Below are 26,139 nucleotides of genomic sequence, written 5' to 3'. Positions count from 1 at the left end.
TCATGCCACCCGCGAGAGCGGCTTCTTGGCGCCGTCGAGCCGATCGACCATGAAGTTCACGTACCATTCGACGAACTGCATGACGCCCCCCTCGTCTTCCGGCGAATAGGGGCCGGGCTGGTAGGCCGGCGAGCGGATGCCGAAGGCGTTTTCCTCGACGATGCGGCGGTCCTGGTCGTTGGTCTCGGTCCAGACATGGGTGAGCTCGTCAAGGCGGTAATCGACGCCCTCGACCGCGTCCTTGTTCACCAGCCATTTCGTCGTGACCTGCGTCAGCTCCGGCCCAAGCGGCAGAACGCGGAAGGTGATGGCATGGTCGGCGAGCACATGGTTCCAGGTCGTCGGATAGTGGAAGAGCAGCAGCGTGCCGATGTGGTTTTCCAGCACATCGTTCGACAGCGGGCGGTTGACGGCGCGGGCGCCGGACATCGTGTAGCTCTCGGCATCCTGGATGAGCGGCATGCGGGCCGCGCGGAACTGGCCGGTCGACGACATGCGGAATTCGCTCGGCAGGCCCGCCGCCTCGCATTTCTCCCAGTGCGCGGCGATGACGGGATCGTCCTTGGCGCCCTGCACGCCGGTGGCGCTCGGCGCCTCGGGATAGGTGCGGCAAAGCTCGGGATGGTTGGCGGCGCAGTGATAGCACTCGCGGTTGTTTTCCCAGACGAGCTTCCAGTTGCCCTTCTCGACGATCGTGCTTTCGAAGGCGACCTTGGTCTCCCCGAGGCGGTGACGGGCAAGATAGGGCTCGACCAGGTTGCGGAAAGCGGAAAAATCCGGCGCCTCGTTTGCAAGGCAGATGAAGATGTATCCGCCGACGGTCTCGCAGTGCACGCGCTTCAAACCGTGCTGGCTCTTGTCGAAATCCTCGGCCATGTGGCGGGCGAAGAGCAGCGAGCCATCCAGCTCGTAGGTCCACTGGTGGTAGGGACAGACGAGCTTGGCCGAGGACCCCTTGTGCTGCGTGCAGACGCGCGAGCCGCGGTGACGGCAGGAATTGTGCAGGGCGCGCACGGTCCCCGTGCGGTCGCGGGTGATGACCACGGGATAGTCGCCGACCTGCACGGTAAAATAGTTGCCGGCCTTCGGGATCTCGCAGTCATGGCCGATGAACAGCCAGTCGCGATACCAAATCGTCTCGAGATCGAGCCTGTAGTGATCGGGGTCGATGTAGAAGGCCTGCTCGAGGCTGTGGCCCTCGCGCCGGTTCTTGAGCTTGCGGAGCACGTCGCTGCTGATGTCCATGCCGGATCCTCGATATCCTGTTGGGGATGAGGCGCACGGAAGGAGACGGCATCCGGGCGCGGGGGCGCCGGACTGCACGCTTCCCGGCCGCCCGCCGCAGCCAGTCACGATCATTCCCAAGGCTGGTTTCCGGGCTCAGGAGCGTCCGTCAGGACCGTCGCGGCGCCTTCCCGGACTTTCTGTCCAGTGGCGTCTCGCCGCGCGTTTCTCCTACACCGTTGCGGGGGCAGCGCCGGATTTCAACCGGCTTCCCAATTCTCCGCTCTTCGTCAGAACGGCACCTCGAGTGTTCTTATCTAAACGCAAGACCCGGCAAACGACATGTCAGTTAGCGACATGCCATTCCGATTTGGCGACAGAGATAAAATGGGCAGAGGCAAGCCAACCTCAGGCCTAATTGCATATATTTCAATCAATTATGCAAAAGAAACGAGCAGCATGAATACCCTTTTGGCCACCTGGCCTGCCCGGTGACACAATTGTCATATTGCGACCCCTCCGGAACCTTTGGAAAAAGCGGGGGCGGATTGGCAAGGAATGCTTAACGCCGTTTCCATAAACTTCATCGCATCGGGGCGCGAGGATGGAGTGCCGACGCGTGCAGCAAACCAAGTTCCGTTACTACGACGCAGTCGCCTACAAGCGCGCGAATCAGCCGAAATCGGCCGCCCATACCGAGTTCCTGCGCACCGGCCGCATCGACCGGAATGTCAGCTGGAGCCCGAACGAGAAGCGCTACCTCAGCTACCAGGAAGTGGCCGAGCGTACCGGCCGCAAGCTGGAAAATGCCGGCAGCGTCACGCATGACCGCATCAACGGCTTCCACCAGTCGATCCGCTTTCCCAAGCTGATCTTCCACCGCACGCTCGCCCAGACGCCGCATCTCGGCTATTGCCACATCACCGTCGCCAATTCCCGCTTCGCGGAATTCGAGAATGTGCAATGGGCCTTCTACATGGCCAATTTCTTCGCCGAGATCGGTGAGGAGGAGCAGTTCTTCGCCGACATCTCGAAGAAGGCCGGGCGGATGTATTTCGCCGTCGCCATCACGCCGGCCGAAGAGGAAGGCCGTCTGCAGATCGACCGCAAGGTGCGCGGCAACGGCGTGCTCTTCCGCACCGACGATCCGAAGCTTGCCATGAAGAACGTGCTGATGCTAGGCGCGCACAACGAGGCGCTGCGCAAGATCATCCGGGCGCTCTAACCCCTACCCCGCTGCGTCAGGCCACCCCGGACGGCCGGTAGATCAGCCATTCCTTGCCGGCCGGCACCTCGTCGCCGCGGCCATAGACGACGATCTGGTCGCCGCCCGCGCCCCGCGCCTCCGCCAGTGCCCGCTCGCAGGCCGCCGAAAGGTCGAGCGCGCTGTCGGCACGGTCCGCCATGCACACGCCGGCAGACAAGGTGAGGTGACCCAGATTGCGCCCGGTGCGCGGATCGCGCAGCGCCACCGTCTGGAAGGCGGCCCGCAGCAGGTCGATCAGCCGCGTCACCTCCCCTTCGTCAGCGGTGCGAAACAGGAAGCCGAAGCGCAGGCCGTCGAAACGCACGGCCAGCTCGCCGGCGGGAAAAGCCTGGCGGATAAGGCCGCCGTAGAAGGTGACGAGATGATCGGACAGGGCCTCGATCTGGCCGGCGGAGAACCGCCGCTCGGCATCCACCTCGGCGATCGCGACGCCGCAGAGCATCGGCAGGTCCGGATTGGCATAGACCCGGGCGAGCGCCTTGTTGAAGGCACGGCGGTTGCCGAGCTTCGTCGGCGGATCGACGAACTTCATCGCCTCGAATTCCGCCATCTCCTTCTGGATGCCGTCCATGACGACCGATTGCGCGGCGACCTTCTCCGCCATCTCCGCCGTATGGGTGACGCGCAGTTCGGTCGCGCGCTGCAGCGCCTCGAGCGAGGAGCCGAGTGCGCCCTCTCCGAGGCTGCCGGCATCACGGATGACCTGCGAGGCCTCGCCGATCAGGCGGCCGTAATCCGACAGCGAGGTGCGTTCCTGGCTGAGCAGATCCATGAAATTTGCCATCTCGTTGCTGATGGCGCCGGCCGAGCGCTGCAGCACGCCCGCCTCATGCTGGTGCGGCAGATACTTGCGGCCGAGTTCGTCGAGCGCGCCCTGCGTCTTGTATTTGCCGAGCGCGATGAAATCGCGCACCAGATCGGGATTGCACCCCGCATAGGCCTCGTAGACCAGTTCATAATTGCGCGGCAGGCCGTCGATGCCCATCTGCTTCATCGCCGTTGCGACGCGCAGGGCGATATCGGTCGTCGAGGATTTCTTATGCGCCATCAATGCGGACCTGCTGCTTGATTTTTCAACCCTCCATAGCAGCCACCACTTTCGGCCGATCTAATCCGGTCGCTCGCATTTTAGGCAATGGGCAACCCTTGGCTTTTGCGGGAAAAGCCCTGTAAAGGAAGCCCGGACAAGGAAGGGCGACATGGCTGATATCGTGGATACGCGGACGGATGCGGAGACGGCGCTGGCCCGGGCCTGCGAAGCGCTCGGCCGGGGCGTGCCGGTCGCCATTCCCACCGAGACGGTCTACGGCCTTGCCGCCGACGCCACCAATCCGCTGGCCATCACGCGCATCTACGAGATGAAGGGACGGCCACGCTTCAATCCGCTGATCTGCCACATGGCCGACCTCGCCATGGCAGAGGAGCATGCGGTCTTCGATCCGCTGTCGCGCGCGATCGCCGAGGCCTTCTGGCCGGGGCCTCTGACGCTCGTGTTGCCGATCCGCCCGGAAAGCGCCATCCATCCGCTCGCCCGCGCCGGGCTCGACACGATCGGCATCCGCGTGCCCAAGGGCTTTGCCAGCCGCCTGCTGTCGGCCTTCGGCCGACCTCTTGCAGCGCCGAGCGCCAACACGTCCGGCCGCATCAGCCCGACCACCGCCCGGCATGTCGCCGAGGATTTTGGCGCAAAGCTCGAGCTGGTTCTGGATGCCGGGCCGGCCGTCGTGGGGCTGGAATCCACCATCCTCAAGGTCGAGGGTGACACGATCCGCCTGTTGAGGCCGGGCGGGCTGGATGCCGCCGAGGTCGAGCGCGTCACCGGCCTGAAGGTGGTGCGCAACGAAAAGGCGGGGGCCGCGATCGAGGCGCCGGGCATGCTTGCCTCGCATTACGCGCCCGATGCGCCGGTGCGGCTCAATGCACGCGACGTGGCGCCCGGCGAGGTGCTGATCCGCTTCGGCGGCGCGGCATTGCCCGGCGAGGCCGATGCCGCACTGGTGCTGGACCTCAGCCCCAGCGGCGACCTTGCGGAGGCCGCCGCCAATCTCTTCGGCTACATGAAACGGGCGGATGCGGCCGGCGCGCGCGCGATCGCCTTCGCGCCGATCCCCTCCCGCGGCCTCGGCGAGGCGATCAACGACCGACTGCAACGCGCGGCTGCCCCGCGCGGCTGACCGCTGCGAACCGATCCAAGCGCACCAGCCCTGTGCGAGGCGGTGCCAACGAGGACAGAGCCATGACCCAGGCGACGCTTGCCCCAGATCTCATCGACCGCTTCGCCACCATCACAGGCCCGGCCCACGCCCTGACGGCGGAGCGCGACATCGCGCCCTATCTCGTCGAAAGCCGGGGGCTCTATCACGGCACCTCGCCGCTCGTGCTGCGGCCGGGCTCCGTCGAGGAGGTCTCGAAAATCCTCGCGCTCGCCACGGAAACGCGCACGGCCATCGTCCCGCAGGGCGGCAATACCGGCCATGTCGGGGGCGCGGCGCCGCGTGAAGGGGCGACGGATGTCGTGCTGTCGCTCTCCCGGCTCAACCGCATCCGCGATGTCGATCCGGTCGGCAATGTCGTCGTCGCCGACGGCGGCTGCGTCCTCGCGGAGATCCAGAAGGCGGCCGAGGCCGCGAACCGGTTGTTTCCGCTGTCGCTCGGCTCGGAAGGCTCCTGCCAGATCGGCGGCAACCTGTCCACCAATGCCGGCGGCACCGCGGTGCTCGCCTATGGCAACATGCGCCAGCTCTGCCTCGGCCTCGAAGTCGTTCTGCCGACCGGCGAGGTCTGGAACGGCCTGCGCCGGCTGAAGAAGGACAATACGGGCTACGACCTGCGCGACCTCTTCATCGGGGCGGAAGGCACGCTCGGCGTCATCACCGGCGCGGTGCTGAAACTCTTCCCGCGGCCGCTCGGCCACGAGGTGGCCTTTGCCGGGCTGAAATCCGTCGCGGATGCGCTCGCCCTCTTCGAACGTGCCTCCAGCCGCTGCGGCACCGCGCTGACCGGCTTCGAGCTGATGCCGCGTCTCGGCGTCGATTTCACCACGCGGCACATTCCGGGCGTGCGCGACCCGCTTGCCAGCCGGCATGACTGGTACGTGCTCGTCGATATCTCGACATCCGACGCGGCGGAGACCGCCGCGCGCATGATGGAGGCCCTGCTGGCCGAGGGCATCGAGGCCGGGCTCGTCGAGGACGCGGTGATCGCCGCCAGCGAGGAGCAGCGCCGGGCGCTGTGGCACATGCGCGAGAGCATGTCGCCGGCGCAAAAGCCGGAGGGCGGCTCGATCAAGCACGACGTCTCCGTGCCGGTCTCGGCCATCCCGGCCTTCATGGCGGAAGCGGATGCGGCGGTCATGAAAGCCATCGACGGCGCGCGCATCTGCTCCTTCGGCCATATGGGCGACGGCAACATCCACTACAACATTTCCCAGCCCGTCGGCGCCGACAGGGACGCCTTCCTCGGCCGCTGGCGCGAGATCAACGACCTCGTGCACGCCATCGTGCTGAGCTATGGCGGGTCGATTTCCGCCGAGCACGGCATCGGCCAGCTGAAGCGCGACGAGCTCGCGGCGGTGCGCGCGCCGATCGAGATGGACCTGATGGCAAGGATCAAGCACGCCTTCGACCCCGCCGGCATCATGAACCCCGGCAAGGTCGTCAGGGGCTAGCCTATTTCCGCTTTTCTTCGAACAGCGAAAACGCTCTCTCTATCTGTTTGATGCCGTTCCGGGCGTAAAACCGCGCCGCGCTTCTGCTGGAATTGCGCCAGGCGATCAGCCGCCGGTGCGCAGCTGCGCCAGCGACATCATGAGATCGGCACTGATGCCGGCCGAACCCGAACTGGTGAGCACGGAGAGCGCCGGATCCGTCGTGCTCTGGTTCTCGAGATCGTAGAGCACGGAGAACTTCACGATCATCTTGGAGACCTTCTCCGGATCCTGCAGGTCCTTCAGCTCGAGATAGCGCTCGACCATGTCGGCCTGGGCGTCGACATCGGCGCTCGCGATCTCGTCGGGCAGCTGGTAGAGCACCTTGAAGACTTCGAAGAGCGCGTCGTCGGCCAGAAGGTCGTAAGGGTTCGAAACCGTTTCCGCCTTGCGCTCGAAATAGAGCGCGAGGCGCACGCCGGCATTGTCGTTGCCAGCATCCGCCTCCAGCTTCTGGCGCACGTAGCCGTCGATCGTCTGGTAGATGCCGCGGCGCGACTGAATCTCGGCATCGTCCTGCCGCTCGACCTGGCCCTCGGCATTGAAGTTGAACGAGGCCACGATCTGGCGATAGGCGCGGTCGGGCTGCTGGTTGGCAAAACTGTCGGGGTCGTCGAGGTCGGAGGTGAAGATCTTCGCCATGAACTCCGCATCGACGCTCTTCGTATCGATGCCGTTGGCCGTCAGCACGAAGGCGACGAGACGCGGATCGGACAGGAATTCCTTGACGCTGTCGATCTTCTGCATCTGGAGGGAGTAATATTTCGCCTCCTCCTCCGCCAGTTTCTTGTCATCTTCCGTTCCGAAACGGGATTTGGCCGTCACATAGGCGCGCGACATGACGAGGATCTCGGATTCGGACTGTGCCAGCTTCGGCGCGGTGATATTGCCGTCCGACCCGAAATTGAACGCCTTGGCGAATTCGACGAAGCGCGGGTCGCCGAGCTGGTACACGTAGCTCTTCGGATCGTTGAGATCGCTCTTCAGCACGTTCTTGACCGTCAGGGCCGAGACCTTGGCCGGATCGAAACCGAAGGCCTTCAACGCGAAGTCGTAGAGGCTCGCCTCGCCGACGAACTCGTTGACGGTCTTCACCGCGCCGATCTGGCTCTTGAACCGCCGGATGGCCAGCTCGTCCGCCTCGTCGTCCTTGTCATTGTAGCGGCTCATGTAACCGGAGGCGACCGTTGCGGTCTGGGTCGCGGTCTGCGCCGCATCGCCGGCGGCCAGCGTGCCGTCCTCCTGGAAATTGAAGGCGGCGCGCAGGGCGAAATAGGCTTCCTTGTCCGATCCGCCGAACTTGTTGATGTAGCTGTTGGCGTTGTTCGGGTCAGGATCGCTGGTCAGGATGTTGGCGATGGTCGAGCTGACGATCGACAGCTTGTCGAGGCCGAAGGCCACCTTGAGATAATTGACCATGCGCGGATTGCCGGCAACCTCGCTTGCCGTCGTGACGCTGCCGATCCGGCTTTCGAAATACTCCTTGTGGATCAGCGCGGCGGCCGATGTCGCGCGCGGATTGGAGAGCGTGTAGAGCTCGGTCGTGCTGGTCTTCTGGCTGGCGTTCTGCACCGTGCCGGCGACCGCCGTGCCATCGGCGGCGAAATTGAAGGCGCTGGCGAGCGTGCCGTATTTCTCGGCATTGGCGATGATGGCGTTCTGGCGGACGATCTCGGCCTTGAGCTGGGCGATGCGGGCCGCGTTGGCGTCGTTGGGTTCGAGTGTCGCCAGCTCGTCATTGGCCGCCTGCATGGCTGCCTGCGCGGCGGTCGCCTTGGCGCCGAACTCCGTGTTGAAGTAGCTGGCGGGATCGTCGAGGTCGCTGGTCAGCACCCCGCGGATCGTCTGGCGCGACCAGGTCGACGGATCGATGCCGAAGGCCGTGAAGACGTAGCTGCGCAGCCGGTCGTTGTTGAGCAGCTGGTCGACGCTCGTGACCGTGTCGATGACGGCATTGTAGTAGCGCGTCTCCTCCTTGATCGCCGCGCCGGCATTGGCCGCCGTCGCCGAATAGAGGCCGATGATCTCGTCGAGCTGCACCTCGGTCTGCGCCGAGGCGGTCGACGCCTCGAAACTGAAGGCGGTTGCGAATTCCCGGTAGCGCGAATCCGTCAGGAGGTTGACGAAGCTGTTCGCATCCGACGTATCGCTTTCCAGCACCTTGCGCATGAAGGCGGTGGCATAGGTCATCTCCTCCAGGCCATAGGCCTTCATGGCATAGGAATAGAGCTGGTAGTCGTCGAGGAACGCGTCGACGCTGGTCACCTTGCCGATGTTTTCCTTGTAGTACTCGGCCTCGCGCGCGGTGACCGTCTCGCTCGCCGTGCGGTCCAGCGACACCAGCATGTCACGCGCGATGAGGTTGTAGCTCGTATAGGTGGACAGCATCGGAGGGATCTCTTTCGACAATGCGGGCGGGCCGATCAAGGGCCACTCTCGCGCGCGGGGCTTGTCCCGACCTGTCGCACGCGTTCACCTCTCCTAAACCCTAGCCCGTGCGGTTTTGCTAACCATCAGGAACTGCAAAGTTTTCTTAACCGCGATTTTTAAGCGGCTCGGAAGGGGGTGCGCCTATTCTCGCCCTCAGAGGACGAAAAGTCCCGATGAGAAGACCGGACACCGGCTCTCAAGGAAAACAAGGGCGAAAGACATGCTGAATACCGTTTCCAAGCCGGCCTGGGCCGGCACCACGCTCCGGCTCGATCCCAAGCGCTTTCCGCAGCAGGTGACCTTCGAGCTGCGCGCCGAGGGAACCGACGCCACCATCACGCTTGACGAACGCGGTGCCGTGCTGCGCAAGGTCCTGCCGTCCAGCGGCCTGCCGCTCTCGATCGCCCTGCCGGCCCGCGCCTTCAAGGGCGTCGCCGCCCGCGCCATCGACCACGGCAACGGCGACGTGACCGTCACCCTCGAACTGCACCACGACGATCCGGACCTCTGCATCCCGCTCCTGGTGGCGCACGACCTGTGCGATATCGCCGCCGACTGGCGCAGCTGGGCCGAGGCCTACCGCATCCCCATGCTGATGGTCGAGGCCGACGGCATCGCCCGGCCGCTCGACGACAACCTGACGGTCGGCAGCCGCCCCGCCAAGCAGCGTCGCCGCCACTCCTACTTCGCCGACCGCCGCCCCCGCTTCCTGGTGCGCCGCACCACCGGCAAGCTCGGCGTGCAGATGAAGATCGACGGCCGGGAAATCATTGCCCGGCGTTGAGCCTGAGACAGCCGCATGACCTCCAGAAAAGCCGGCCGTTCCCTGCGGCCGGCTTTTTCGTGCGCCCTTGCCTGTTCCCTCCGGAACACTTTTCCCGTGCCCGGCGTGGGAAACAGCGTTCAACACACCGGGTTCGTACCGGGGAACGCGAAGCAAGGGACAGATCACGATGGCAAAGTTCTTCACCACCCTCCTCGGCCGCATCCGCACCGTCGACAGCGCGACCGTCGATCGCGTTCGCCCGCCACGCCGCGGTTTCGAGATCGCCCTTCATCCGACAACGCTGCGGCGCGGCGAAGACCGCCCGCAGACCGGCTCGCGCGGGCCGCGGCACCGCTGATCAGGCGAACGGGATGGCGACGGTGAGCGCAAGGAAGAGGCAGAGGCCGACGACGCCGTTGAACTTGAAGAGTGCGAGGCACTGTTCCGGGTCGTCGATGTCGAGCGTGGCGATCTGCCAGGCGAGCATGGCGGCAGCCACGCCGAGGCCGAGCCAGGCGACGATGCCGATGCCGGCAAGCCAGAAGGAAAGCGCGACCAGCACGACCGTCAGGCCGTAGAGGCCGATGAGCCATCCCGCGGTCTTCTCGCCGAAGAGGCGCGCGGTGGAACGCACGCCGATCAGTGCATCGTCCTCCTTGTCCTGGTGGGCATAGATCGTGTCGTAACCGATGGTCCAGGCGATGGCGGCGACGTAGAGCGCCAGCGAGGCGGCCGACACTTCGGAAAATTCCGCCGCCCAGCCCATCAGCGCCCCCCAGGAGAAGGCCATGCCGAGGAAGAATTGCGGCCAGTCGGTGAAGCGCTTCGCGAAGGGGTAGATGGCGACGATCGCCAGCGAGGCGATGCCGAGCACGATGGTGAAAAGATTGAACTGCAACAGCACGACGAGGCCGACAAGCGCCTGCAATGCCATGAAGATCTTCGCCTGCCGGCGCGTGACGCGGCCGGAGGGCAGCGGACGCGAGCGGGTGCGGGCCACCGCCTGGTCGATCTCGTGGTCGACGAGGTCGTTGTAGGTGCAGCCGGCGCCGCGCATCGCGACGGCCCCGACGAAGAAGAGGAAGAGCTGCGTGACGAAGCGCGCAAGATCGAAGGTGCCGATCGCCGCCGAGACATTGGCCGCCAGCGCCGCCGACCAGAGGCACGGCAGGAGGAGAAGCTGCCAGCCGATCGGCCGGTCCCAGCGGGCGAGCTGCGCATAGGGCCAGGCCGCGCGCGGCAGCACGCGGTAGACCCAGTTTCGGGACGGCGCATCGGCGACGCGGCCGGAATCGGAGGGAGAGCTGATCATTCCCCTAGATCGCAAGCCGCCCGGCGCCGGTCAAGCCGGCACCGCGCCGCAGGGCAGGTCGCGCGCGCCGAAAAGGTTACGGCAGCGTGAAATCGAACCGGTAGGTGGCGGAAAGGCCGATCAGCACCTGATCGCGGCTGCCGCGCTCCTTGACGAGGCTCGACTTGGCCGCATCGCCAACGAGGCGCTTGTATTCGGCAAAGGCGCTCGTCTCGATCTTCTCGTTGACCTGCCAGGTGATCGCCGCGCCCGCGCCCACCGAGTGGATGCCGCCGTCGGGATCGTAGGCGGAAAGACCGGACTTGGCGACCTGGTTCGGTTTCACGCCATAATAGGTGTCCATATAGTCGTTCGAGGCAAGCGTCACACGCGGGCCGGCCGAGATGCGCACATCCGGGCGCACGTCGACGAAGGCGTCGGCCGCGATATCAGCAACGATACCGTCATGGCTGCGGATGCCGTGGCGCACCTCGCCGCGCACGCGCAGCCAGTCCGTAGGATAGGCTTCGGCGAAGGCGCCGAGTTCGCCGCCGAACTTCACCGGGGTCAGGCCGCGCAGATCCTTCGAATCGTCGTCGTCACGCGGCATGACGAGTTTACCCGTCGCACCGGCACGAAAGCCGCCATTGTCGATCAGCGCGAAGGACGGGTTGTCATTGCGCGAGGAGAAGCGGACGGTGCTGCCCGCCTTGCCGAGCGAGATCATCGGCGTGACCTGGAACAGGTATTTTTTCGCCCCCTCGTAGCGCGGCGCGGCAAAGCCGGCGGCGCCGACCTTCAGATACCAGTCGCCGGACCAGAAATAGCCGCCTTCGCCGGCAAGGGCGGAAACGGGCGCAAAAAGGAGAGCGGCCGCAGTCATTGCGGTCGAAACACGGATACTCAAGACACAATCCTCGCTTCACCGGCAGACCCGCCGCGGGCTGCCGAAACCTTTGATTGCGTGAACATTAGCTGCGTTTCATTACCGCTTTGCTAACCATCCCGCCTGGCGGCGCGCGGAACGATTCGGCCGTGCCGACGTTTTTGCGGGGAACGAACAAGGAGTTTCCCGATGACCGTCAGCACGATGGAACTTAAGCTGCAGGCGATCCGCAACGACAGCGGCCTTTCCCGCAAGGAGAAGATCGCCAGGCTGGAAAAGCTGCGCACCGAAGCCCGCGCTCTCCAGCGCGCCGCCACCGAAAGCGCCATGGTGGAGGATGATGGCTGGTACGAGGACGTGCACCTGATCGACACGGAGCTGGAGGCGCTCGGCCGTACCGTGGAGGAAAAGGGTGCGGCGACCCTATAGGGGCGGTACCGTACAGTCGCGGCAGCGGGATGAGGGGCAAACCTGACATTCTCCTGCCCGCGCGCGCTCCCGGTCCCCGCAGCCCTTGACCTTTCAGCCCCATCCCCTTAACCCGCCAGCAACGAAGGACGGATCGAGGATATGGGCATGAAGGTTCTGTTGATCGGATCGGGCGGACGCGAACACGCCCTTGCCTGGAAGCTGGCGCAATCTCCCCTCCTCGAAACGCTCTACGCCGCCCCCGGCAATCCCGGCATCGCCGACTGCGCCACGCTCGTCGCGCTCGACATCGAGGATCATGCGGCCGTCGCGGCCTTCTGCAAGGAAAACGGTGTCACCTTCGTGGTGGTCGGACCGGAAGCCCCGCTGGTCGCGGGCATGGCCGACGTGCTGCGCACCGCCGGCATCGACGTCTTCGGCCCCTCGGCCGCCGCCGCGCAGCTCGAGGGATCCAAGGGCTTCACCAAGGATCTCTGCGCGAAATACGACATTCCCACCGGCGCCTACCAGCGCTTCACCGATGCCGCGGCCGCCAGGGCCTATGTGGAGCGCGAAGGCGCGCCGATCGTTATCAAGGCGGACGGACTTGCCGCCGGCAAGGGCGTGACGGTCGCCATGACGCTCGACGAAGCGCTGGCCGCCGTGGACGACTGCTTCGACGGCGCCTTCGGTGCGGCGGGCGCGGAAGTCGTGGTGGAGGCCTTCCTCGATGGCGAGGAGGCGAGCTTCTTCTGCCTGTGCGACGGCGTGAACGCCCTGCCGCTCGCTTCGGCGCAGGACCACAAGCGCGTCGGCGACGGCGACACCGGCCCCAACACCGGCGGCATGGGCGCCTACTCGCCCGCCCCCGTCATGACGCCCGACATGGTCGCGCGCACCATGAAGGAGATCATCGAGCCGACGATCCGCGGCATGGCGGCAGACGGCCACCCCTTCCAGGGCGTGCTCTTCGCCGGGCTGATGATCACCGCCAAGGGCCCTGAGCTCATCGAATACAATGTGCGGTTCGGCGACCCGGAATGCCAGGTGCTGATGATGCGGCTCGAAAGCGACCTGCTCCCGATCCTGCATGCGGCCGCGACCGGCCGGCTCGACACGGTTTCCGCCAGCTGGCGCGATGCCCCGGCGCTCACCGTCGTCATGGCCTCGAAGGGCTATCCCGGCGCCTACGAGAAGAACACGCCGATCCGGGCGCTACCGGCCGACGACGCAGCCAGCAAGGTGTTTCATGCCGGCACAGCCCTGAAGGACGGCCAGCTGGTGGCGACCGGCGGGCGCGTGCTCAACGTCACGGCCGTCGCCGCGACTGTCGCGGAGGCGCAAAAGGCCGCCTATCAGGCGCTCGACCAGGTGGAATGGGACAACGGCTTCTGCCGCCGCGACATCGGCTGGCGCGCCGTCGCGCGCGAAAAGGCGTGAGGTCCGGCACGAAAAACGCCGGATCGCTCAAATTTTACCATTTCCCCTGACGGGACCGTAACCGGCGGGCGCTATTCTCCCTACAACCATAAGGGAGAACCGTTGATGCGCACCCTGCTGCCGACCTTTGCTTTCATGCTTCTCGCCACCCCCGCCCTTGCGGGTTCGATCGAGCCCGTTTCCGGCGCATCGTCCGAGGGGTCGAGCATTTCGGCGGTCCGCTGCGGCGACTGCCCGGCGCTGAAGCCGAAGCCCAAACACGCCACCTACCAGGTCGATGCCATCGACCCCGGCACGCAGAAGGTGGAGATCCGCGAGGAGAACGGCGAACGCAAGATCTTCCGCACCGAAGCCTGGATGGGCGGCTCGCCCGTGCTCTTCGTCAGCAAGGCCCCGGCGGAAGTCCGGCAGGCGGCCGCTGTCGAAACGACGGTGGACGAGAAGGCCACGGCCGTGGAAACCGTCGATGCCGGCGCCCATACCAGCGCGCTCGACGAGACCGCCGCCCGCAAGACGGCGGCGGCCGGCATGGCAACTTCACAGGAGTTTGATCCGTCAGGGTTTGAACTTCGGGTCAACTGACCCCATAGTGGGCACGCCCTGCCTCTCAGTCCCTCCAGGCTGACAGGAATCCGCGGAAGCGGACGTTTTGCGCCCCTGACCTCAAGCGGGGGCGCAGGCGTATCAGCCCCTCTCTCCGAGATCGCCGACCAGCCGATCGACCTCCCGGTCGGAATAGACCGCGATGCCGCCGCGCCGCAGCAGCGCCGCCGTCACTCCCTGCCCCGCATGCCGGATACCTGAAAACGTGCCGTCATAGACGAAGCCGGACCCGCAGGACGGGCTGCCGTCGATGAGCAGCGCATGCCGGCAGCCATTCTCCCGCGCCACGTCGAGCGCAATGCGCGCGCCCGCGATGTAGGCGGCGGAAACATCCCCACCGGACACTTCCAATACCCGCGCCCGGCCGTCGAGCACATCCTCGCCGTCAAGCCCGTTCTCGATCTCCGCTGGCGGCCGCGGCACCTGGAAGCCGCCGGAAAGCTCCGGACAGAGCGTCACCAGCCGCCCCTCCACTCGCCAGCGCTCGACCGCGCCATGGACAAGCGGCTTGGCCGACCCGTTGTACCGCACCGGCAGACCGGCAAGACAGGCGCTGATGAGGATCTTCGCCGACATCAGCGCCCTTCCCTCATCCCGCGATCTTGGAGAAATCCGCGACTGTGCCGGTTGCGGCGCGGATGGCGGAGAGCAGGGCGAGGCGGTTGGCGCGGATGGCGGGGTCCTCGTCGTTGACGAGCACGTCGTTGAAGAACTGGTCGACCGGGGCACGCAGCGCCGAAAGAGCTTCCATGGCGGAACGGAAATCTTCCTTCGAAACGGCGGCAGCGGCGTCCTTCGTCGCGGTCTCGACGGCGGCGTGGAGGGCCTTTTCGGCATCGAGCAGGAGAAGGTCGGCCGAGACGGCGCCTTCGACGACGGTGCCTTTCTTCTCTTCGGCGGCGAGAAGCTGCGTGGCGCGTTTGGTGCCGGCGAGCAGGTTCTGCCCCTCTTCCGAGGTGATGAAGGCCGTCAGCGCCTCGACGCGGCGGGCGACCATCAAGAGATCATCGGCTTCGGGCGTCAGCACGGCATCGATGAGATCGTGGCGCGCGCCCATGTCGCGGAGATAGACCTTGAGGCGATCGTGGAAGAAGGCAACGAGGTCCGGATCCTTCGCGACGGAGGCGAGCGGCAGGCGGATGTTCTTTTCGAGCAGCATGCGGATGACGCCGAGGGCGGCGCGGCGCAGCGCGTAGGGGTCCTTCGAGCCGGTCGGCTTCTCGTCGATCGCCCAGAAGCCGATCAACGTGTCGAGCTTGTCGGCGAGTGCGACGGTAAGACCGACCTTGCCGGCCGGTACGCGGTCCGAGGGGCCCTGCGGCTTGTAGTGATCCTCGATCGCCTCGGCCACCGCGGCGTCCTCGCCCTGGAGCGCGGCGTATTTCCGGCCCATGATGCCCTGCAGCTCCGGAAACTCGCCGACGGCCTCGGTGCGCAGGTCCGCCTTGGCGAGCACCACGGCCCGGTCGACGAGCGCCGCATCGGCGCCGATGACGGGGGCAAGTTCGCCTGCAAGCGTGCGGATGCGCTCGACGCGGGCGCCCTGGGTGCCCAGCTTGGCATGGAAGGTGACGTTCAGCGCGTCGAGCTTGGCCATGCGCTGGTCGAGCGGCTTCTTCAGGTCGAGGCCGAACTTTTCGGCCGATGCCTTCAGCGTGTCGAGGTCCGGCAGGTCGCGCTGGTCGCGCAGCCAGAAGTGCTTTGCATCGGAAAGACGGGCCCGAACGACCTTGCCGTTGCCGTGCACGATCTCCTTGCCGCCGTCCTTCGCCTCGATGTTCGAAATGAGGATGAAGTGGTTGGAAAGTGTTTCAGCGCCCGGCTTGCGGGTGACGAAGCATTTCTGGTTCGTCTTGATGGTGAGGCGGATGATTTCCGAGGGGATCGCCAGGAACTCCTCCTCGAAGGTGCCCATCAGCACCTGCGGCCATTCGACGAGGCCGGAGACCTCCTCCAGCAGGCCCTCGTCCTCGACCAGTTCGAGGCCATTCGCAAAGGCGATGTTGCCCGCATCCGTCGCGATGATCTGCTTGCGGCGTTCGGCATCGAGCACGACCTTCGCCTTCTCCAGATTGGCGACATAATCCTCGAAGCGCCGCACGGTGATCGCGCCCGGCGCATGGAACCGGTGGCCATAGGTAACATTGCCGGCGACGAGCCCGTCGACCTCGAAGGGCACGATGCGGGTTTCCTCCGTTTCCGAGCCGAAGGTGCAGACGATCGACTGCAGCGGGCGCACCCAGCGCAGCGCACCGGGCTTGGCCGAGGCGGCGCCGGAGCGCATCGATTTCGGCCAGGGGAAGTTGCGGATGATGCCCGGCATCACCTCGGCGATGATCTCGTCGGCCGGGCGGCCCGGCTTGACGATGTGGGCGACGTAGAAATCGCCCTTCTTCGGGTCCGAATGCACATGGGCTTCGGAAACCGATGCGAGGCCCGCCTTGCGCAGGAAGCCCTGGATCGCCTGTTCGGGGGCCGAGGTCGCCGGGCCCTTGATGTCCTCGCGCACGTCGCTCGAGCGGGCATTGAGGCCGCGGATATCGAGCGTCAGGCGGCGCGGCGTCCAGTATTCGCGCGCACCCTCATAGGTCAGGCCCGCATCCACCAGCGCGTCCGTGACGAGCTTCTTCAGATCGCCCGCGGCCTTCCGCTGCATGCGGGCGGGGATTTCCTCGGAGCGGAGTTCAAGCAGAAGATCGGGCATGTCAGCTTTCCTCGCCCTCCCCTTCGCCGGAGAGGGCCGGCGCAGCGGCCGGAGTGGGGTCAAAATCGTGCGCCTCTGCTAGCAAAGTTCGGCGGTGCTGTTCAACGGCAAATGTGCGCCCCGCCGGCCAATCGCGCCGAATAGGCGGACCGGACGGCGTTCCCGCCGGCCCGCGCTTGCCGTTCAGGCGGCGACGCTGGCCGCCACTTCCCTCGCCAGCTGCTCGAGCAGCCCCCGCGTTCCCTCCTTGCGGCCGTCGATGTTGCCGTCGCGATAGGCGCCCTGCTCGGTGAGGAGAAGACGCGTTCCGCCACCCTCCGCCTGAAACTCGGCCGTCAGCAGCGAGGCGGAGAGCGGTGCCCCGTCCAGCGTCATTGCATAGGCGAGGATGACGCATTCCCCCTCGCGCACCTCCAGGAAGGTCGTCTCGTTGGTCAGCACGACATCCGCGCCGGGCGGGCTGAACTTGCTGAATTCCTGCGCGCCGGCAGCGACGCTCCCGGCGGGCCGATATTCGTGCACCGTCCAGCCGTCAGAGCTGATGAGCCAGCGGTAACGCGCCTCGGCTTCCACATAGGCGGCAAAGACCTTTGCCACGGGCGCATCGTAGAGACGGTCGAGCGTGAAGCTGCCGTGAATGATCTTCGGATCGGTCATGTTCATTCCTCTTCCTTGGTTTCTTTCAGATAGGCATCGAGATGGTCGAGCTTGCGCTCCCACGGCCGGCTTTGCGCGGCAGCCCAGCGTTCCAGATCCTTCAAGGCCCCCGGCTTCAACGACACGGTCCGCACGCGGCCGACCTTTTCCGACACGATCAGCTTCGCCTCTTCGAGCACGCCGAGATGCTGCATCACCGCGGGCAGCGAGATCGGCGCGACCTGCGTAAGGCCGCTGACGGAGCACGGCCCCTTGGCCAGCCGCTCGACGATACGTCGGCGCACGGGCTCGGAAAGGGCGTTGAGCAGGATGTCTATCGGGTCTGAATAGTTAGGCATACGCTTAAGTATTGGAAGGCAACCTTCCCTGTCAACAAAAAACTTCAGCCGCGACTTAAGTGTTTGAGAAACGCGCTCCTGCGGCATGTGCCATCGACGGAGCAAGCCAGCTGCAAATGATTCTGCCTGAGCCGGCCGGCTACCAGCCGCCACCTCCACCGCCACCGCCGCCGCCCCCGGACGAGCCGCCACCGCCGCCCGAGGAGAAGCCGGAAGAGGAGCTTTTCGGCGGATCCGGCAGGGAGGAGGTCATGGTGCTCGCCATGGAGCCGGCAAAGCCGCCCATGCGATCGGAAAACCGGCCGGAGGAGAAGCCGTCGCCACGGTACCAGGCGGGCTGGTAGGCGGCAGCGGCGGCACCGGCTGCCGCGGCGGCGACGAGCCAGCGGTCGAAGGTTTCAGACCAGGGTTTCTCGACGCCCAGCGCCACGGCATAGGGCAAGAGGGTCTCGTAGTGGCGCGGCGACATGTCCGGCGCGCCGGCCATGTTCATGCGGTCCTTCTCGGCAAGCGTCAGATACTGGCGCAGGCCCTCGATGCCGTCCATCATCCTGCGGCCGAGCGGCGTCGGCGCGCCCATCAGGAAGAAGAAGACGAGATTGGTGACGACGATGCCGCCGACGGCGGCAAAGAGCGGCATCTGGCCGGCGGCGGCGCTGGTGACGAACAGCGCGAGGATGATGCTGCCGAAGACCGTGAGGAAGACGAAGCCGACGAAGGCGATCATAACGACGGCGAGGATGCGCGCGCCGAGCGACTTCGCCCGCCGGAAATTCTGCCCGAGCGCCAGCGCGAAGATGGAGATGAAGACCGAGGCGAAGACCGGCAGGATGACGAGCGCGATGCCCTCCTCCGGCAGCGAGCCGAAGATGAGGAGAGCCGCAAGGCAGACGAGCGACAGGAGAATGCCGCAGATCACCTGCGGCCAGTTGGCAAGGTAATATTTGTAGCGGTGCTCCTTCTCCATCGCCTCGCTGAAGTCCAGGCCGAGCGTCTGCACCCGCTTGCCGTTCGACTTGTCGATGATGAAGGTGCTGCCCGCCGAGCCGACGGTCTTCAGCAGGGTCGCCTCGCCGGTCGGCAGCGCGCCTTCGACCGGCTTTTCCGTCCGGGTAACGGTGATCGAGGTCTTCAGGTCCTTCAGTTCGACGAGCCCCTTGACCGCAAGGTTGAGGAAGGCGGCGGAAATCGCCGTCCAGCCCTGCCCGCCGAAGCCTTTCTCGTCGATATAGTTGACGAGCGCCGGCGACAGGCCCTCCGGCGCATCCCAGCGCGGCACGATGACGCCACGCGCCGGATCGCGGCCCACGGAAAGCCAGGCCCAAAGGTAATAGCCGACGACCAGCACGAGCCCGCCGAAGGCGAGGAAAAGGTTGCGGTTGTCCTTGAGGAACAGGGTCCGCTCTTCCGCCGCCGTCGGGCGATCGATGCTGCCGGCCGGCATTTTCACGCCGATCGTCAGCCCCTCGTTCGGGCCGAGTTCGCGCGTCGTCTCGAAGGTTGCGCGGTTGCCCTGGTTTTCGCTGCGCGCGTCCTTGCCCGTGGCGCCGAGCGGTCCGGTGAAGACGGTCAGTTCCTCCGCCCGCACCCCCTCGGGCAGGGTCACCGTCGCCGTGGCCTTGTCTATCGGAAAGGCCCATTCGGTGCCGGTGACGTTCCAGAAGAGTTCGTCATGCGTGTTGAAGAAACGGATCTGCCGCGTCGTCTCGTAGGTCAGGCGATACTGGTGGAAGCCGGGATCGAGGAGCACGTCGGCCGAGCCGAAATAGATGCGGATGCCGCGGCGGATGGTTTCCGTGCGGTAGGGCTCCGGCCGGCCGTCCCGCTCGACGCTGAGGATCTTGAAGCCCACCTCCCGCTCCCGCCCGCCGGCGTCGACGAAGGTCAGCGGAAAATCGCGATAGATGCCGCGGCGGATCTGGTTGCCCTCGGCGTAGACGCGGATCGTTTCCGTCACGGTCAAGGTGCCGTTCTTCGCGACAGCGATGTCGGAATGATAGCGGTCGAAATACTCCTCCGCCCGCGCCGCGTTGCCAGCCAGAAGGCAGAGCCACAGCGTCAGGACAACGGCAATCCGCATCATGAAGGGCTCCGGTATTAGAACTTGACGGTCGGCACGACCCGGTCGGCCGGGTTCTCGATCTCGAAATAGGGCGCCTTCAGGAATTTGAAGAGGCTGGCGACGAGATTCGAGGGGAAGCTTTCGACCTTGACGTTGAGATCGCGGGCGGCGCCGTTGTAGTAGCGGCGGGACATCTGGATCTCGTTTTCCAGTGTCTCCAGCGTCTCCTGCAGCTCGGCGAAGTTCTGGTTGGCCTTGAGGTCCGGATAGGCTTCGGCCAGCGCGAAGATGCGGCCCAGCGCCTGGCTGAGCAGGCCTTCCGCCTGCGCCCTGCCTGCGACGTCCCCGGCCGGCACGGCCTGCGCCCGGTTGCGCAGCTCCACCACCTTTTCCAGCGTGTCCTTCTCGTGCGCGGCGTAGCCTTTCACGGTTTCGATCAGGTTGGGGATGAGGTCGGCGCGGCGCTTCAGCTGCACGTCGATGCCGGACCAGGCCTCCTCCTTCACCTGACGGGCTTTGACGAGGCCGTTGTAGAGAATGATGGCGTAGAGGACGACCACCGCCGCGATTGCCAGACCGATCATGAAAGTCTCCGCTCGTTCTTTGTCTCGGGCACGACCTTAGCATCCGCATCGCCGCAGAAAAGCCCCCCAAGGGGCCTGGCGCCGTCTCCTCTTCCTCAAAGCAGGCGAGCGCCCGCAAACCCTGTCACCCCGGGAACCGCGCCACGGCGCGCTTTGGCCGATAGTCGCTTCACCAACCACACGAACCCTGAAGCAACCGCCATGAAAGCCCTCGTCCTCCCCATCAACGTTCTCGGTTTCACCGCCCTCTTCCTCGCCTACACGATGGGCGCTGCGGTCGACCGTCCGAAGGGTGTACGCCGGGCGCTCCAGACCTATGCCGGCCAGCTTCCCACCGGCGCGATGCCGACGCTGAAGCCCGTCTGGGAACTCGGCGTGAAGGTTTCGACCCTCGCCTGAAGAAAATGCCTCCCCGGCCGGACCGGAGAGGCACAACGAGGCATCCTGCTTTCCGCCTCAGATCGCGCGCGTGATGCCGCCATCGACGCGGATGTTCTGGCCGGTGATGTAGGCGGCGCCATCGGAGGCGAGGAAGGCCACCGTCGCGGCGATCTCCTCGCTCGTGCCGTAACGCTTCATCGGCACACCGTCGCGCCGCTCCTCGGTCGCCGGCAGGCTGTCGATCCAGCCGGGCAGCACGTTGTTCATGCGGATGTTGTCGGCCGCATAGGTATCGGCGAAGATCTTGGTGAAGGAGGCAAGACCCGCGCGGGCGACGGCCGATGTCGGGAACATCGCGCTCGGCTCGAAGGCCCAGGCGGTGGAGATGTTGATGATCACGCCGGACTTCTGCTTCTGCATGACCGGGGTGACGAGGCGCGTCGGGCGCACGGCGTTGAGGAAATAAACGTCGATGCCAGCGTGCCAGTCCTCGTCCGTCAGATCGAGGATCGGCTTGCGCGGGCCGTGGCCGGCGCTGTTGACGAGGACGTCGATACGGCCCCAGCGTTCCAGCGCCCCATCGACGAGCCGCTTCAGGTCGTCAATCGACTGGTTCGAGCCGGTGACGCCGAAGCCACCGGTCTCGGCGGCCAGCGCCTCGCCCTTGCCGGAGGAAGAGAGGACGGCGATCTTGAAGCCATCCGCCGCCAGCCGCTTTGCCGCCGCCGCACCCATGCCGCTGCCGCCAGCCGTGATGATTGCCACTTTTTCTACTGCCATCGCTTGTCTCCCTCTTGAGAACCAGTTGCGGGCAAGCCGCCTTTCTTCATTTTCCGCCAAGTGATATCATTGCTCCAGCAGGAGTGCGAGCCAGTTCCACTCTCATCATCCAGTAGAAAATCTACTCCATGACAGACGCCATACGACGCCTCCCCCCACTCAACGGCCTGCGTGTTTTCGAGGTGGTGACACGGCATCTCAATTTCCGGCTGGCTGCCGAGGAGCTCGGCGTCACCCAGGGCGCGGTGGCCCAGCAGATCCGCGGGCTGGAGGCCGAACTGGGGCTAAAACTGTTCGACCGCCAGCCGCGCATGCTCGCGCTCACCGAGGCCGGGCGCAGCTATGTCGCCAACGTCCGCCGCGCCTTCGAGCTGATCGCCGAGGCGACGGAGGCCCTGCGACCGGAGCCGCAGCACCTGACGATCAGCGTGACGCCGACCTTCGCCTCGAAATGGCTGATCCCGCGCCTGCCCGAATTCACCGCAGCCCATCCGGACATCGACCTGCGCATCCTGGCGACGGACCGGATCTCCAATTTCCAGACGGATGCGGTGGATCTCGCCGTGCGTTACGGCCGCCCGCCCTTCGGCCCGGGGCTCGATGTGGACCTCCTGTTCGAGCAGGTGCTGGTAGCCGTCGCCAGCCCGCTGCTCATCGAGAAGCTGGGGAACCCGACACACCCGGAGACCTTCGCCCGCTACGCGCTGCTGCACGATGCGCATGACTTCTGGCCGCAATATCTCGAAACGGTCTTTCCGGATGGCACGCCCGCGGCAGCGAAGAACATCCGCTTCAACCAGACCGCCCATGCCATCGAGGCCGCGATCGCCGGCCAGGGCATGGTGCTGGCGAGCCAGTTCTTCGTCGAGGAGGATATCCGCACCGGGCGGCTGGTTCGCCTGTTTGCAGGCGACATGCGTGCGGGGGCGGACTTCTATGCCGTCTCGCCCCGCAAGCCGCGCCACGCCGCATCCGTCGCAGCGGTTCGCGCCTGGCTGGCCACCACCGGCGGCCAGGCCTTTCGGAGCCCGCGTTTCCGCTGAAAGACGGAAACGCGCGGAAAAACAGGCTCAGGCCGCGTCCTTCGTCCAGTTCACGCCGCCGGCATCCGTCAGCAGGAAGGCCTCGCCGCAGGCCTTTGCCAGCGTGCGCACGCGCAGGATATAGCTCTGGCGTTCGGTGACGGAGATCACGCCGCGCGCATCGAGCAGGTTAAAGACGTGGCTGGCCTTGATGCACTGGTCATAGGCCGGCAGCACGCATTTGTGCAGGCGCTGGTTTTCCGCATCGCCCGGCGCGCCGGCCGCGAGCAGCGCCTGGCATTCCTTCTCCGCATCGATGAAATGGCGGTGCAGCATGGCCGTATCGGCGAATTCGAAATTGTGGCGGGAATATTCCTGCTCGGCCTGCAGGAAGACGTCGCCATAGGTGATCTTTTCAGCGCCCTCGCGGCCGTTGAAATTGAGGTCGTAGACATTGTCGACGCCCTGAACATACATGGCGAGGCGCTCGAGACCGTAGGTCAGTTCGCCCGCAACGGGGGAGCACTCGATGCCGCAGACCTGCTGGAAATAGGTGAACTGCGAGACTTCCATGCCGTCGCACCAGCATTCCCAGCCGAGGCCCCAGGCGCCGAGCGTCGGGCTTTCCCAGTCGTCCTCGACGAAGCGCACATCGTGCAGCAGCGGATCGAGGCCGATGGCGGCCAGCGAGCCGAGATAGAGCTCCTGCAGGTTCGACGGGTTCGGTTTCAGGATGACCTGGTACTGGTAATAGTGCTGCAGGCGGTTCGGATTCTCGCCGTAACGCCCGTCGGACGGGCGGCGCGAGGGCTGCACATAGGCGGCGCGCCACGGGCGCGGACCGAGCGCACGCAACGTCGTTGCCGGGTGGAACGTGCCGGCGCCCACTTCCATGTCATAGGGCTGAAGCACCGCGCAGCCCTTGTCCGCCCAGTAGTTGTGCAGCGTCAGGATCAGCCCCTGGAAGGAGCGCGTCGGGTTCATGTGGTCAGGCAGGGCGGCAGGGGTCATCGGTTTCGTCCGGGCATTCTGGAAAAAGGTGCCGGACTGGTGCCACGATGCGCCTTGGGGGTCAAGGGTTTCGGCCCCCGGCCCCGCATGCATCAATGCCGTTCGAGCGAACGAAAGAGCCCGGAGCCGGCCGCCTGAGTGACGGCCTGCACGCGCTGCGGGGCGAGATCCGGCACATGCCGCACCTGACGGCGCAGGCCGACCGGAATGCGTGCGCCATACCAGGCGGCAAGCATGGGTAACTCGCGGCGCAGTGTGCCCTTCGCCTGCCAGCCGAGCGCCTTCAGCGCCCGCGTGTCGAGCGGCGGACGGCTGACATTGTCCGGCCGGCCAGCCGTGAAGCTGACGCCGGAAACCGGGTCCTGCACGGCATCGAGGACAAGGCGGGTGATTGCAAGAATGTCGAGGAAATCGTCGCCGGCGACATTGTAGGTGGCGTTCTCCGCCCCGCGCGTCACCACTGCCCGCAGCGCCGAACAGAAATCCGCCATGGTGACGAAGCCGCGCGTCTGCAGGCCGTCGCCATGCACCGGAAGCGGACGGCCGACGGCGGCAAGCTCGAGGAAGCGTGGCAGCAGTTTTTCCGTGTTCTGGCGCGTGCCGACGATGTTGACGGGGCGCAGCACGCGGATATCGAGATCGAACGAGCGGCGCAGGCCGGCGATCAGCATTTCGGCGGCGGCCTTGGAAGCGCCGTGCGGGTTGTCCGGCAGGAGCGGCGCAAGCTCGCCCATCGGCTGGCCATTGCCGGCGCCGTAGACCTCGGCGGAGCTGACATGGATCATCAGCGGCACGCGGCGGCGCCCCATCGCCTCGACCAGCACCTGCGTGCCGAGCGCATTGGCCAGCGTGAACCGCTCCGGCACCGAGAAGGCGCGCTCGACATGGCTTTCGCCCGCCGCATGCACGACGAGGTCGGCATCCTTCAGCATTTCGGTGACGAGATCGAGATTGCCGACATCGCCATCCTGCAGCGTCACGCGGCCGGTGCGGAAGGCGGCATCGAGATGCGACATGTCGGCGGCATAGGTGAAGGCATCGAGCACGCGGATGCGCGCATTCGGGCAATGGGCGAGCAGATCATCGACGATGTGCGAGCCGACGAAGCCGGCACCGCCCGTTACAACGATGGTGCGAATCCAATCGAGGTCGAGCGAGGCCATGCGCATTCTCCGTTCACTGCCGGGCCTCCCTCATGGCGGCCCTGACCGCTAGATCGGCCTTCCTGCGCGCGGGGGCAACGCCGGCCGGCAGACGCAAAAGCATAAATCCCGCGTTAACCTTACGGAGCGTGGTTAATGTGCCGGAGCCGCACGGCAGGCCTTCTGCTCCAGTCCCGCGCTGGCACACAGTCGTATCGCGGCGACCGGTTTTTTCAACGTGCCCGCGAACCGAAGGTGTAAAATGCTTGGAAGCCGGGCTGACACAGCCCTAGTCGTCGTCACGGCGCAGGCGGTATTCGCCGGTTTCCGGATCCTTGACGAGCGTGCCGTTGGCGCCGGTGCGGCGCTCCTCCTCGGAACGCTTGCGTGCCTTGCTGAGGCGCTCGGCATCGGCCACGAACTTGCGATAGCCGAACCAGGCAAGGCCGACGACCAGCAGCAGAAAGATGATCTGGGCCATCGCCCCTCCCCTCGTTTTCCCGGCGCCTTATCCGGAAAGGCCGAAGCGGCCCCACAGCGCCTTTTCTTCCGCGAGGCCCGCCACGGCGGCCACGCCCGCAGAGCCTATACGCTCCGCCACATCCGATGAAAGCCCCCCGATGCCCGGCGCCTTGCGACCAAACAGCCCCTTGGGCGCGGAGACCAGCTCCAGCCGCGTCTTGTCGCCATACCGCTTCTTCAATTCCGAACGCATGTCGGCAAGGCCGTCGACGAGGCCGAGCGTCACGCCGCGCCCGCCAGTCCAGAACAGGCCGGAGAAGAGATCGGGATCGTCGGCGAGTTTCGCACCGCGGCGCTCCTTCACCATGTCGATGAACACCTGATGGATCTCGAGCTGCAGGGATTTGAGGTATTCGATCTCGTTTTCACGCTCGGGCTGGAACGGATCGAGGATCGCCTTGTTCGTGCCGGCCGTATAGACGCGGCGCTCGACGCCGATCTTCTTCAGCATTTCCGGAAAGCCGAAACCACCCGAGACGACGCCGATCGAACCAACGATGGAGGTCGGGTCGGCATAGATCTCGTCGCCAGCGAGCGCGATCATGTAGCCGCCGGAGGCCGCCACGTCCTCGACGAAGACGAGCACACGCTTGTTCTTCTCCGCCGCGAGCTCGCGGATGCGCTGGAAGATCAGTCGCGACTGCACGGGCGAACCGCCCGGCGAATTGATGGAGATCGCGACAGCGGGTGCGTCCTTGTAGGCGAAGGCCTTTTCGAGCGCCGGCGCGGCGGTGGCCAGATTGAGCGGCGGCCGGAACTGGCTGCCCGACGCCATGATCGCCCCGTGCAACCGGACGACCGGGATCGCGACACCCTCCTTGCGGAACCTCTTCGGCACCAGCGTCTTCAAAAATCCGGCCATCGCGCGATCCTGTCTCCTGTTCGTTTGCCCGGCTGATGTATGCACGACGAGCG

The 26,139-nt window shown here is 65.7% G+C and carries 26 protein-coding genes and 1 riboswitch; of the genes, 10 read left to right on the top strand and 16 right to left on the bottom strand.

Annotated features, from left to right (window positions below; all coding sequences use genetic code 11):
• Positions 1 to 1,245 carry an aromatic ring-hydroxylating oxygenase subunit alpha gene (locus tag AKG11_RS07365; RefSeq protein WP_050743440.1) on the bottom strand — a complete coding sequence of 415 codons (1,245 nt, stop codon included), beginning with the start codon at positions 1,243 to 1,245 and terminating at the stop codon, positions 1 to 3.
• A gap of 102 nt (positions 1,246 to 1,347) precedes the next feature.
• A riboswitch (cobalamin riboswitch) is annotated at positions 1,348 to 1,545 on the bottom strand.
• A 298-nt stretch (positions 1,546 to 1,843) separates the two neighbouring features.
• Here AKG11_RS07365 and AKG11_RS07360 point away from each other — a divergent pair.
• Entirely contained in the window at positions 1,844 to 2,449 is a 606-nt protein-coding gene (locus tag AKG11_RS07360; RefSeq protein ID WP_023515271.1) for a DUF6656 family protein, read from the top strand.
• A gap of 16 nt (positions 2,450 to 2,465) precedes the next feature.
• On the opposite strand, the gene AKG11_RS07355 is transcribed toward AKG11_RS07360, so the two are convergent.
• Positions 2,466 to 3,539, bottom strand: a complete 1,074-nt coding sequence (locus AKG11_RS07355; protein ID WP_050743439.1) for a diguanylate cyclase domain-containing protein — start codon at positions 3,537 to 3,539, stop codon at positions 2,466 to 2,468.
• Positions 3,540 to 3,690: 151 nt separating this feature from the next.
• On the opposite strand from AKG11_RS07355, the gene AKG11_RS07350 reads away from it, so the two are divergent.
• Positions 3,691 to 4,665 carry an L-threonylcarbamoyladenylate synthase gene (locus AKG11_RS07350; RefSeq protein WP_050743438.1) on the top strand — a complete coding sequence of 325 codons (975 nt, stop codon included), beginning with the start codon at positions 3,691 to 3,693 and terminating at the stop codon, positions 4,663 to 4,665.
• A gap of 62 nt (positions 4,666 to 4,727) precedes the next feature.
• On the top strand, positions 4,728 to 6,158 hold the full coding sequence (locus AKG11_RS07345) for an FAD-binding oxidoreductase (protein WP_050743437.1): 1,431 nt from the start codon (positions 4,728 to 4,730) through the stop codon (positions 6,156 to 6,158).
• A gap of 105 nt (positions 6,159 to 6,263) precedes the next feature.
• On the opposite strand, the gene AKG11_RS07340 is transcribed toward AKG11_RS07345, so the two are convergent.
• Positions 6,264 to 8,585: a DUF1217 domain-containing protein gene (locus AKG11_RS07340; RefSeq protein ID WP_050743436.1), complete on the bottom strand. Its 2,322-nt coding sequence runs from the start codon at positions 8,583 to 8,585 to the stop codon at positions 6,264 to 6,266.
• Positions 8,586 to 8,847: 262 nt separating this feature from the next.
• Here AKG11_RS07340 and AKG11_RS07335 point away from each other — a divergent pair, with 262 nt between their 5' ends.
• Together AKG11_RS07335 and AKG11_RS34465 are read left to right on the top strand one after the other, a co-directional pair.
• Positions 8,848 to 9,411 (top strand): DUF6101 family protein, encoded by a 564-nt coding sequence (locus tag AKG11_RS07335; RefSeq protein ID WP_023515266.1) that lies wholly within the window; start codon positions 8,848 to 8,850, stop codon positions 9,409 to 9,411.
• 169 nt (positions 9,412 to 9,580) lie between these two features.
• A complete protein-coding gene (locus AKG11_RS34465; RefSeq protein ID WP_024271035.1) occupies positions 9,581 to 9,751 on the top strand; it encodes a hypothetical protein in 171 nt (56 codons plus the stop codon).
• Here the strand turns inward: AKG11_RS34465 and ubiA are convergent, their stop codons facing one another.
• On the bottom strand, positions 9,752 to 10,705 hold the full coding sequence (gene ubiA / locus AKG11_RS07330) for a 4-hydroxybenzoate octaprenyltransferase (RefSeq protein WP_023515264.1): 954 nt from the start codon (positions 10,703 to 10,705) through the stop codon (positions 9,752 to 9,754). It lies immediately after the preceding gene.
• A 76-nt stretch (positions 10,706 to 10,781) separates the two neighbouring features.
• Complete coding sequence (locus AKG11_RS07325; protein ID WP_371260046.1) at positions 10,782 to 11,585, bottom strand: MipA/OmpV family protein; 804 nt, start codon at positions 11,583 to 11,585, stop codon at positions 10,782 to 10,784.
• Positions 11,586 to 11,759: 174 nt separating this feature from the next.
• Between AKG11_RS07325 and AKG11_RS07320 the strand changes: the two genes are divergently transcribed.
• The 3 genes from AKG11_RS07320 (at position 11,760) to AKG11_RS07310 (ending at position 14,000) form a co-directional block, all read left to right on the top strand.
• Positions 11,760 to 11,999, top strand: a complete 240-nt coding sequence (locus AKG11_RS07320) for a hypothetical protein (protein ID WP_023515262.1) — start codon at positions 11,760 to 11,762, stop codon at positions 11,997 to 11,999.
• A gap of 147 nt (positions 12,000 to 12,146) precedes the next feature.
• Positions 12,147 to 13,418, top strand: coding sequence for a phosphoribosylamine--glycine ligase (gene purD, locus AKG11_RS07315; protein WP_050743581.1), 1,272 nt, complete (start codon positions 12,147 to 12,149; stop codon positions 13,416 to 13,418).
• A gap of 105 nt (positions 13,419 to 13,523) precedes the next feature.
• Positions 13,524 to 14,000 (top strand): plant virulence effector HPE1-like domain-containing protein, encoded by a 477-nt coding sequence (locus AKG11_RS07310; protein ID WP_050743434.1) that lies wholly within the window; start codon positions 13,524 to 13,526, stop codon positions 13,998 to 14,000.
• Between the two features lie 102 nt (positions 14,001 to 14,102).
• Here AKG11_RS07310 and AKG11_RS07305 read toward each other — a convergent pair whose 3' ends face one another.
• The 6 genes from AKG11_RS07305 to AKG11_RS07280 all read right to left on the bottom strand — a co-directional run bounded on the left by AKG11_RS07305 (position 14,103) and on the right by AKG11_RS07280 (position 20,366).
• A complete protein-coding gene (locus tag AKG11_RS07305) occupies positions 14,103 to 14,597 on the bottom strand; it encodes a 2-thiouracil desulfurase family protein (protein ID WP_023516158.1) in 495 nt (164 codons plus the stop codon).
• A gap of 13 nt (positions 14,598 to 14,610) precedes the next feature.
• On the bottom strand, positions 14,611 to 16,725 hold the full coding sequence (glyS, locus tag AKG11_RS07300; RefSeq protein ID WP_050743433.1) for a glycine--tRNA ligase subunit beta: 2,115 nt from the start codon (positions 16,723 to 16,725) through the stop codon (positions 14,611 to 14,613).
• Between the two features lie 183 nt (positions 16,726 to 16,908).
• On the bottom strand, positions 16,909 to 17,388 hold the full coding sequence (locus tag AKG11_RS07295; RefSeq protein WP_050743432.1) for an SRPBCC domain-containing protein: 480 nt from the start codon (positions 17,386 to 17,388) through the stop codon (positions 16,909 to 16,911).
• Complete coding sequence (locus tag AKG11_RS07290) at positions 17,385 to 17,807, bottom strand: ArsR/SmtB family transcription factor (RefSeq protein WP_245290244.1); 423 nt, start codon at positions 17,805 to 17,807, stop codon at positions 17,385 to 17,387. The genes AKG11_RS07295 and AKG11_RS07290 overlap by 4 nt, the downstream gene beginning before the upstream one ends.
• 52 nt (positions 17,808 to 17,859) lie before the next feature.
• Positions 17,860 to 19,803 (bottom strand): DUF2207 domain-containing protein, encoded by a 1,944-nt coding sequence (locus AKG11_RS07285; RefSeq protein WP_050743430.1) that lies wholly within the window; start codon positions 19,801 to 19,803, stop codon positions 17,860 to 17,862.
• Between the two features lie 14 nt (positions 19,804 to 19,817).
• Positions 19,818 to 20,366, bottom strand: coding sequence for a LemA family protein (locus tag AKG11_RS07280; protein WP_050743429.1), 549 nt, complete (start codon positions 20,364 to 20,366; stop codon positions 19,818 to 19,820).
• A gap of 201 nt (positions 20,367 to 20,567) precedes the next feature.
• Here AKG11_RS07280 and AKG11_RS07275 point away from each other — a divergent pair, with 201 nt between their 5' ends.
• Positions 20,568 to 20,765: a hypothetical protein gene (locus tag AKG11_RS07275; RefSeq protein ID WP_050743428.1), complete on the top strand. Its 198-nt coding sequence runs from the start codon at positions 20,568 to 20,570 to the stop codon at positions 20,763 to 20,765.
• 57 nt (positions 20,766 to 20,822) lie between these two features.
• On the opposite strand, the gene AKG11_RS07270 is transcribed toward AKG11_RS07275, so the two are convergent.
• Positions 20,823 to 21,527, bottom strand: a complete 705-nt coding sequence (locus AKG11_RS07270; protein ID WP_050743427.1) for an SDR family oxidoreductase — start codon at positions 21,525 to 21,527, stop codon at positions 20,823 to 20,825.
• 128 nt (positions 21,528 to 21,655) lie between these two features.
• On the opposite strand from AKG11_RS07270, the gene gcvA reads away from it, so the two are divergent.
• Complete coding sequence (gene gcvA / locus AKG11_RS07265; protein ID WP_023515128.1) at positions 21,656 to 22,570, top strand: transcriptional regulator GcvA; 915 nt, start codon at positions 21,656 to 21,658, stop codon at positions 22,568 to 22,570.
• Between the two features lie 27 nt (positions 22,571 to 22,597).
• Here gcvA and AKG11_RS07260 read toward each other — a convergent pair whose 3' ends face one another.
• The 4 genes from AKG11_RS07260 to AKG11_RS07245 form a co-directional block, all read right to left on the bottom strand.
• A complete protein-coding gene (locus tag AKG11_RS07260; protein ID WP_037405784.1) occupies positions 22,598 to 23,560 on the bottom strand; it encodes a glycine--tRNA ligase subunit alpha in 963 nt (320 codons plus the stop codon).
• Positions 23,561 to 23,652: 92 nt separating this feature from the next.
• The gene (locus AKG11_RS07255; protein ID WP_023515126.1) at positions 23,653 to 24,723 is read right to left on the bottom strand and encodes a dTDP-glucose 4,6-dehydratase; all 1,071 of its coding nucleotides are present in this window, start codon (positions 24,721 to 24,723) and stop codon (positions 23,653 to 23,655) included.
• A 268-nt stretch (positions 24,724 to 24,991) separates the two neighbouring features.
• Positions 24,992 to 25,183: a hypothetical protein gene (locus AKG11_RS07250; RefSeq protein ID WP_023515125.1), complete on the bottom strand. Its 192-nt coding sequence runs from the start codon at positions 25,181 to 25,183 to the stop codon at positions 24,992 to 24,994.
• A 27-nt stretch (positions 25,184 to 25,210) separates the two neighbouring features.
• A complete protein-coding gene (locus tag AKG11_RS07245; protein WP_023515124.1) occupies positions 25,211 to 26,086 on the bottom strand; it encodes a S49 family peptidase in 876 nt (291 codons plus the stop codon).
• Positions 26,087 to 26,139: the final 53 nt, after the last annotated feature.

It is taken from the genome of Shinella sp. SUS2, assembly GCF_001262505.1.
Taxonomy (GTDB): Bacteria; Pseudomonadota; Alphaproteobacteria; order Rhizobiales; family Rhizobiaceae; genus Shinella.
The sequence above is the reverse complement of the archived record's forward strand: the minus strand, read 5'-3'. Positions and strand labels throughout refer to the sequence as shown.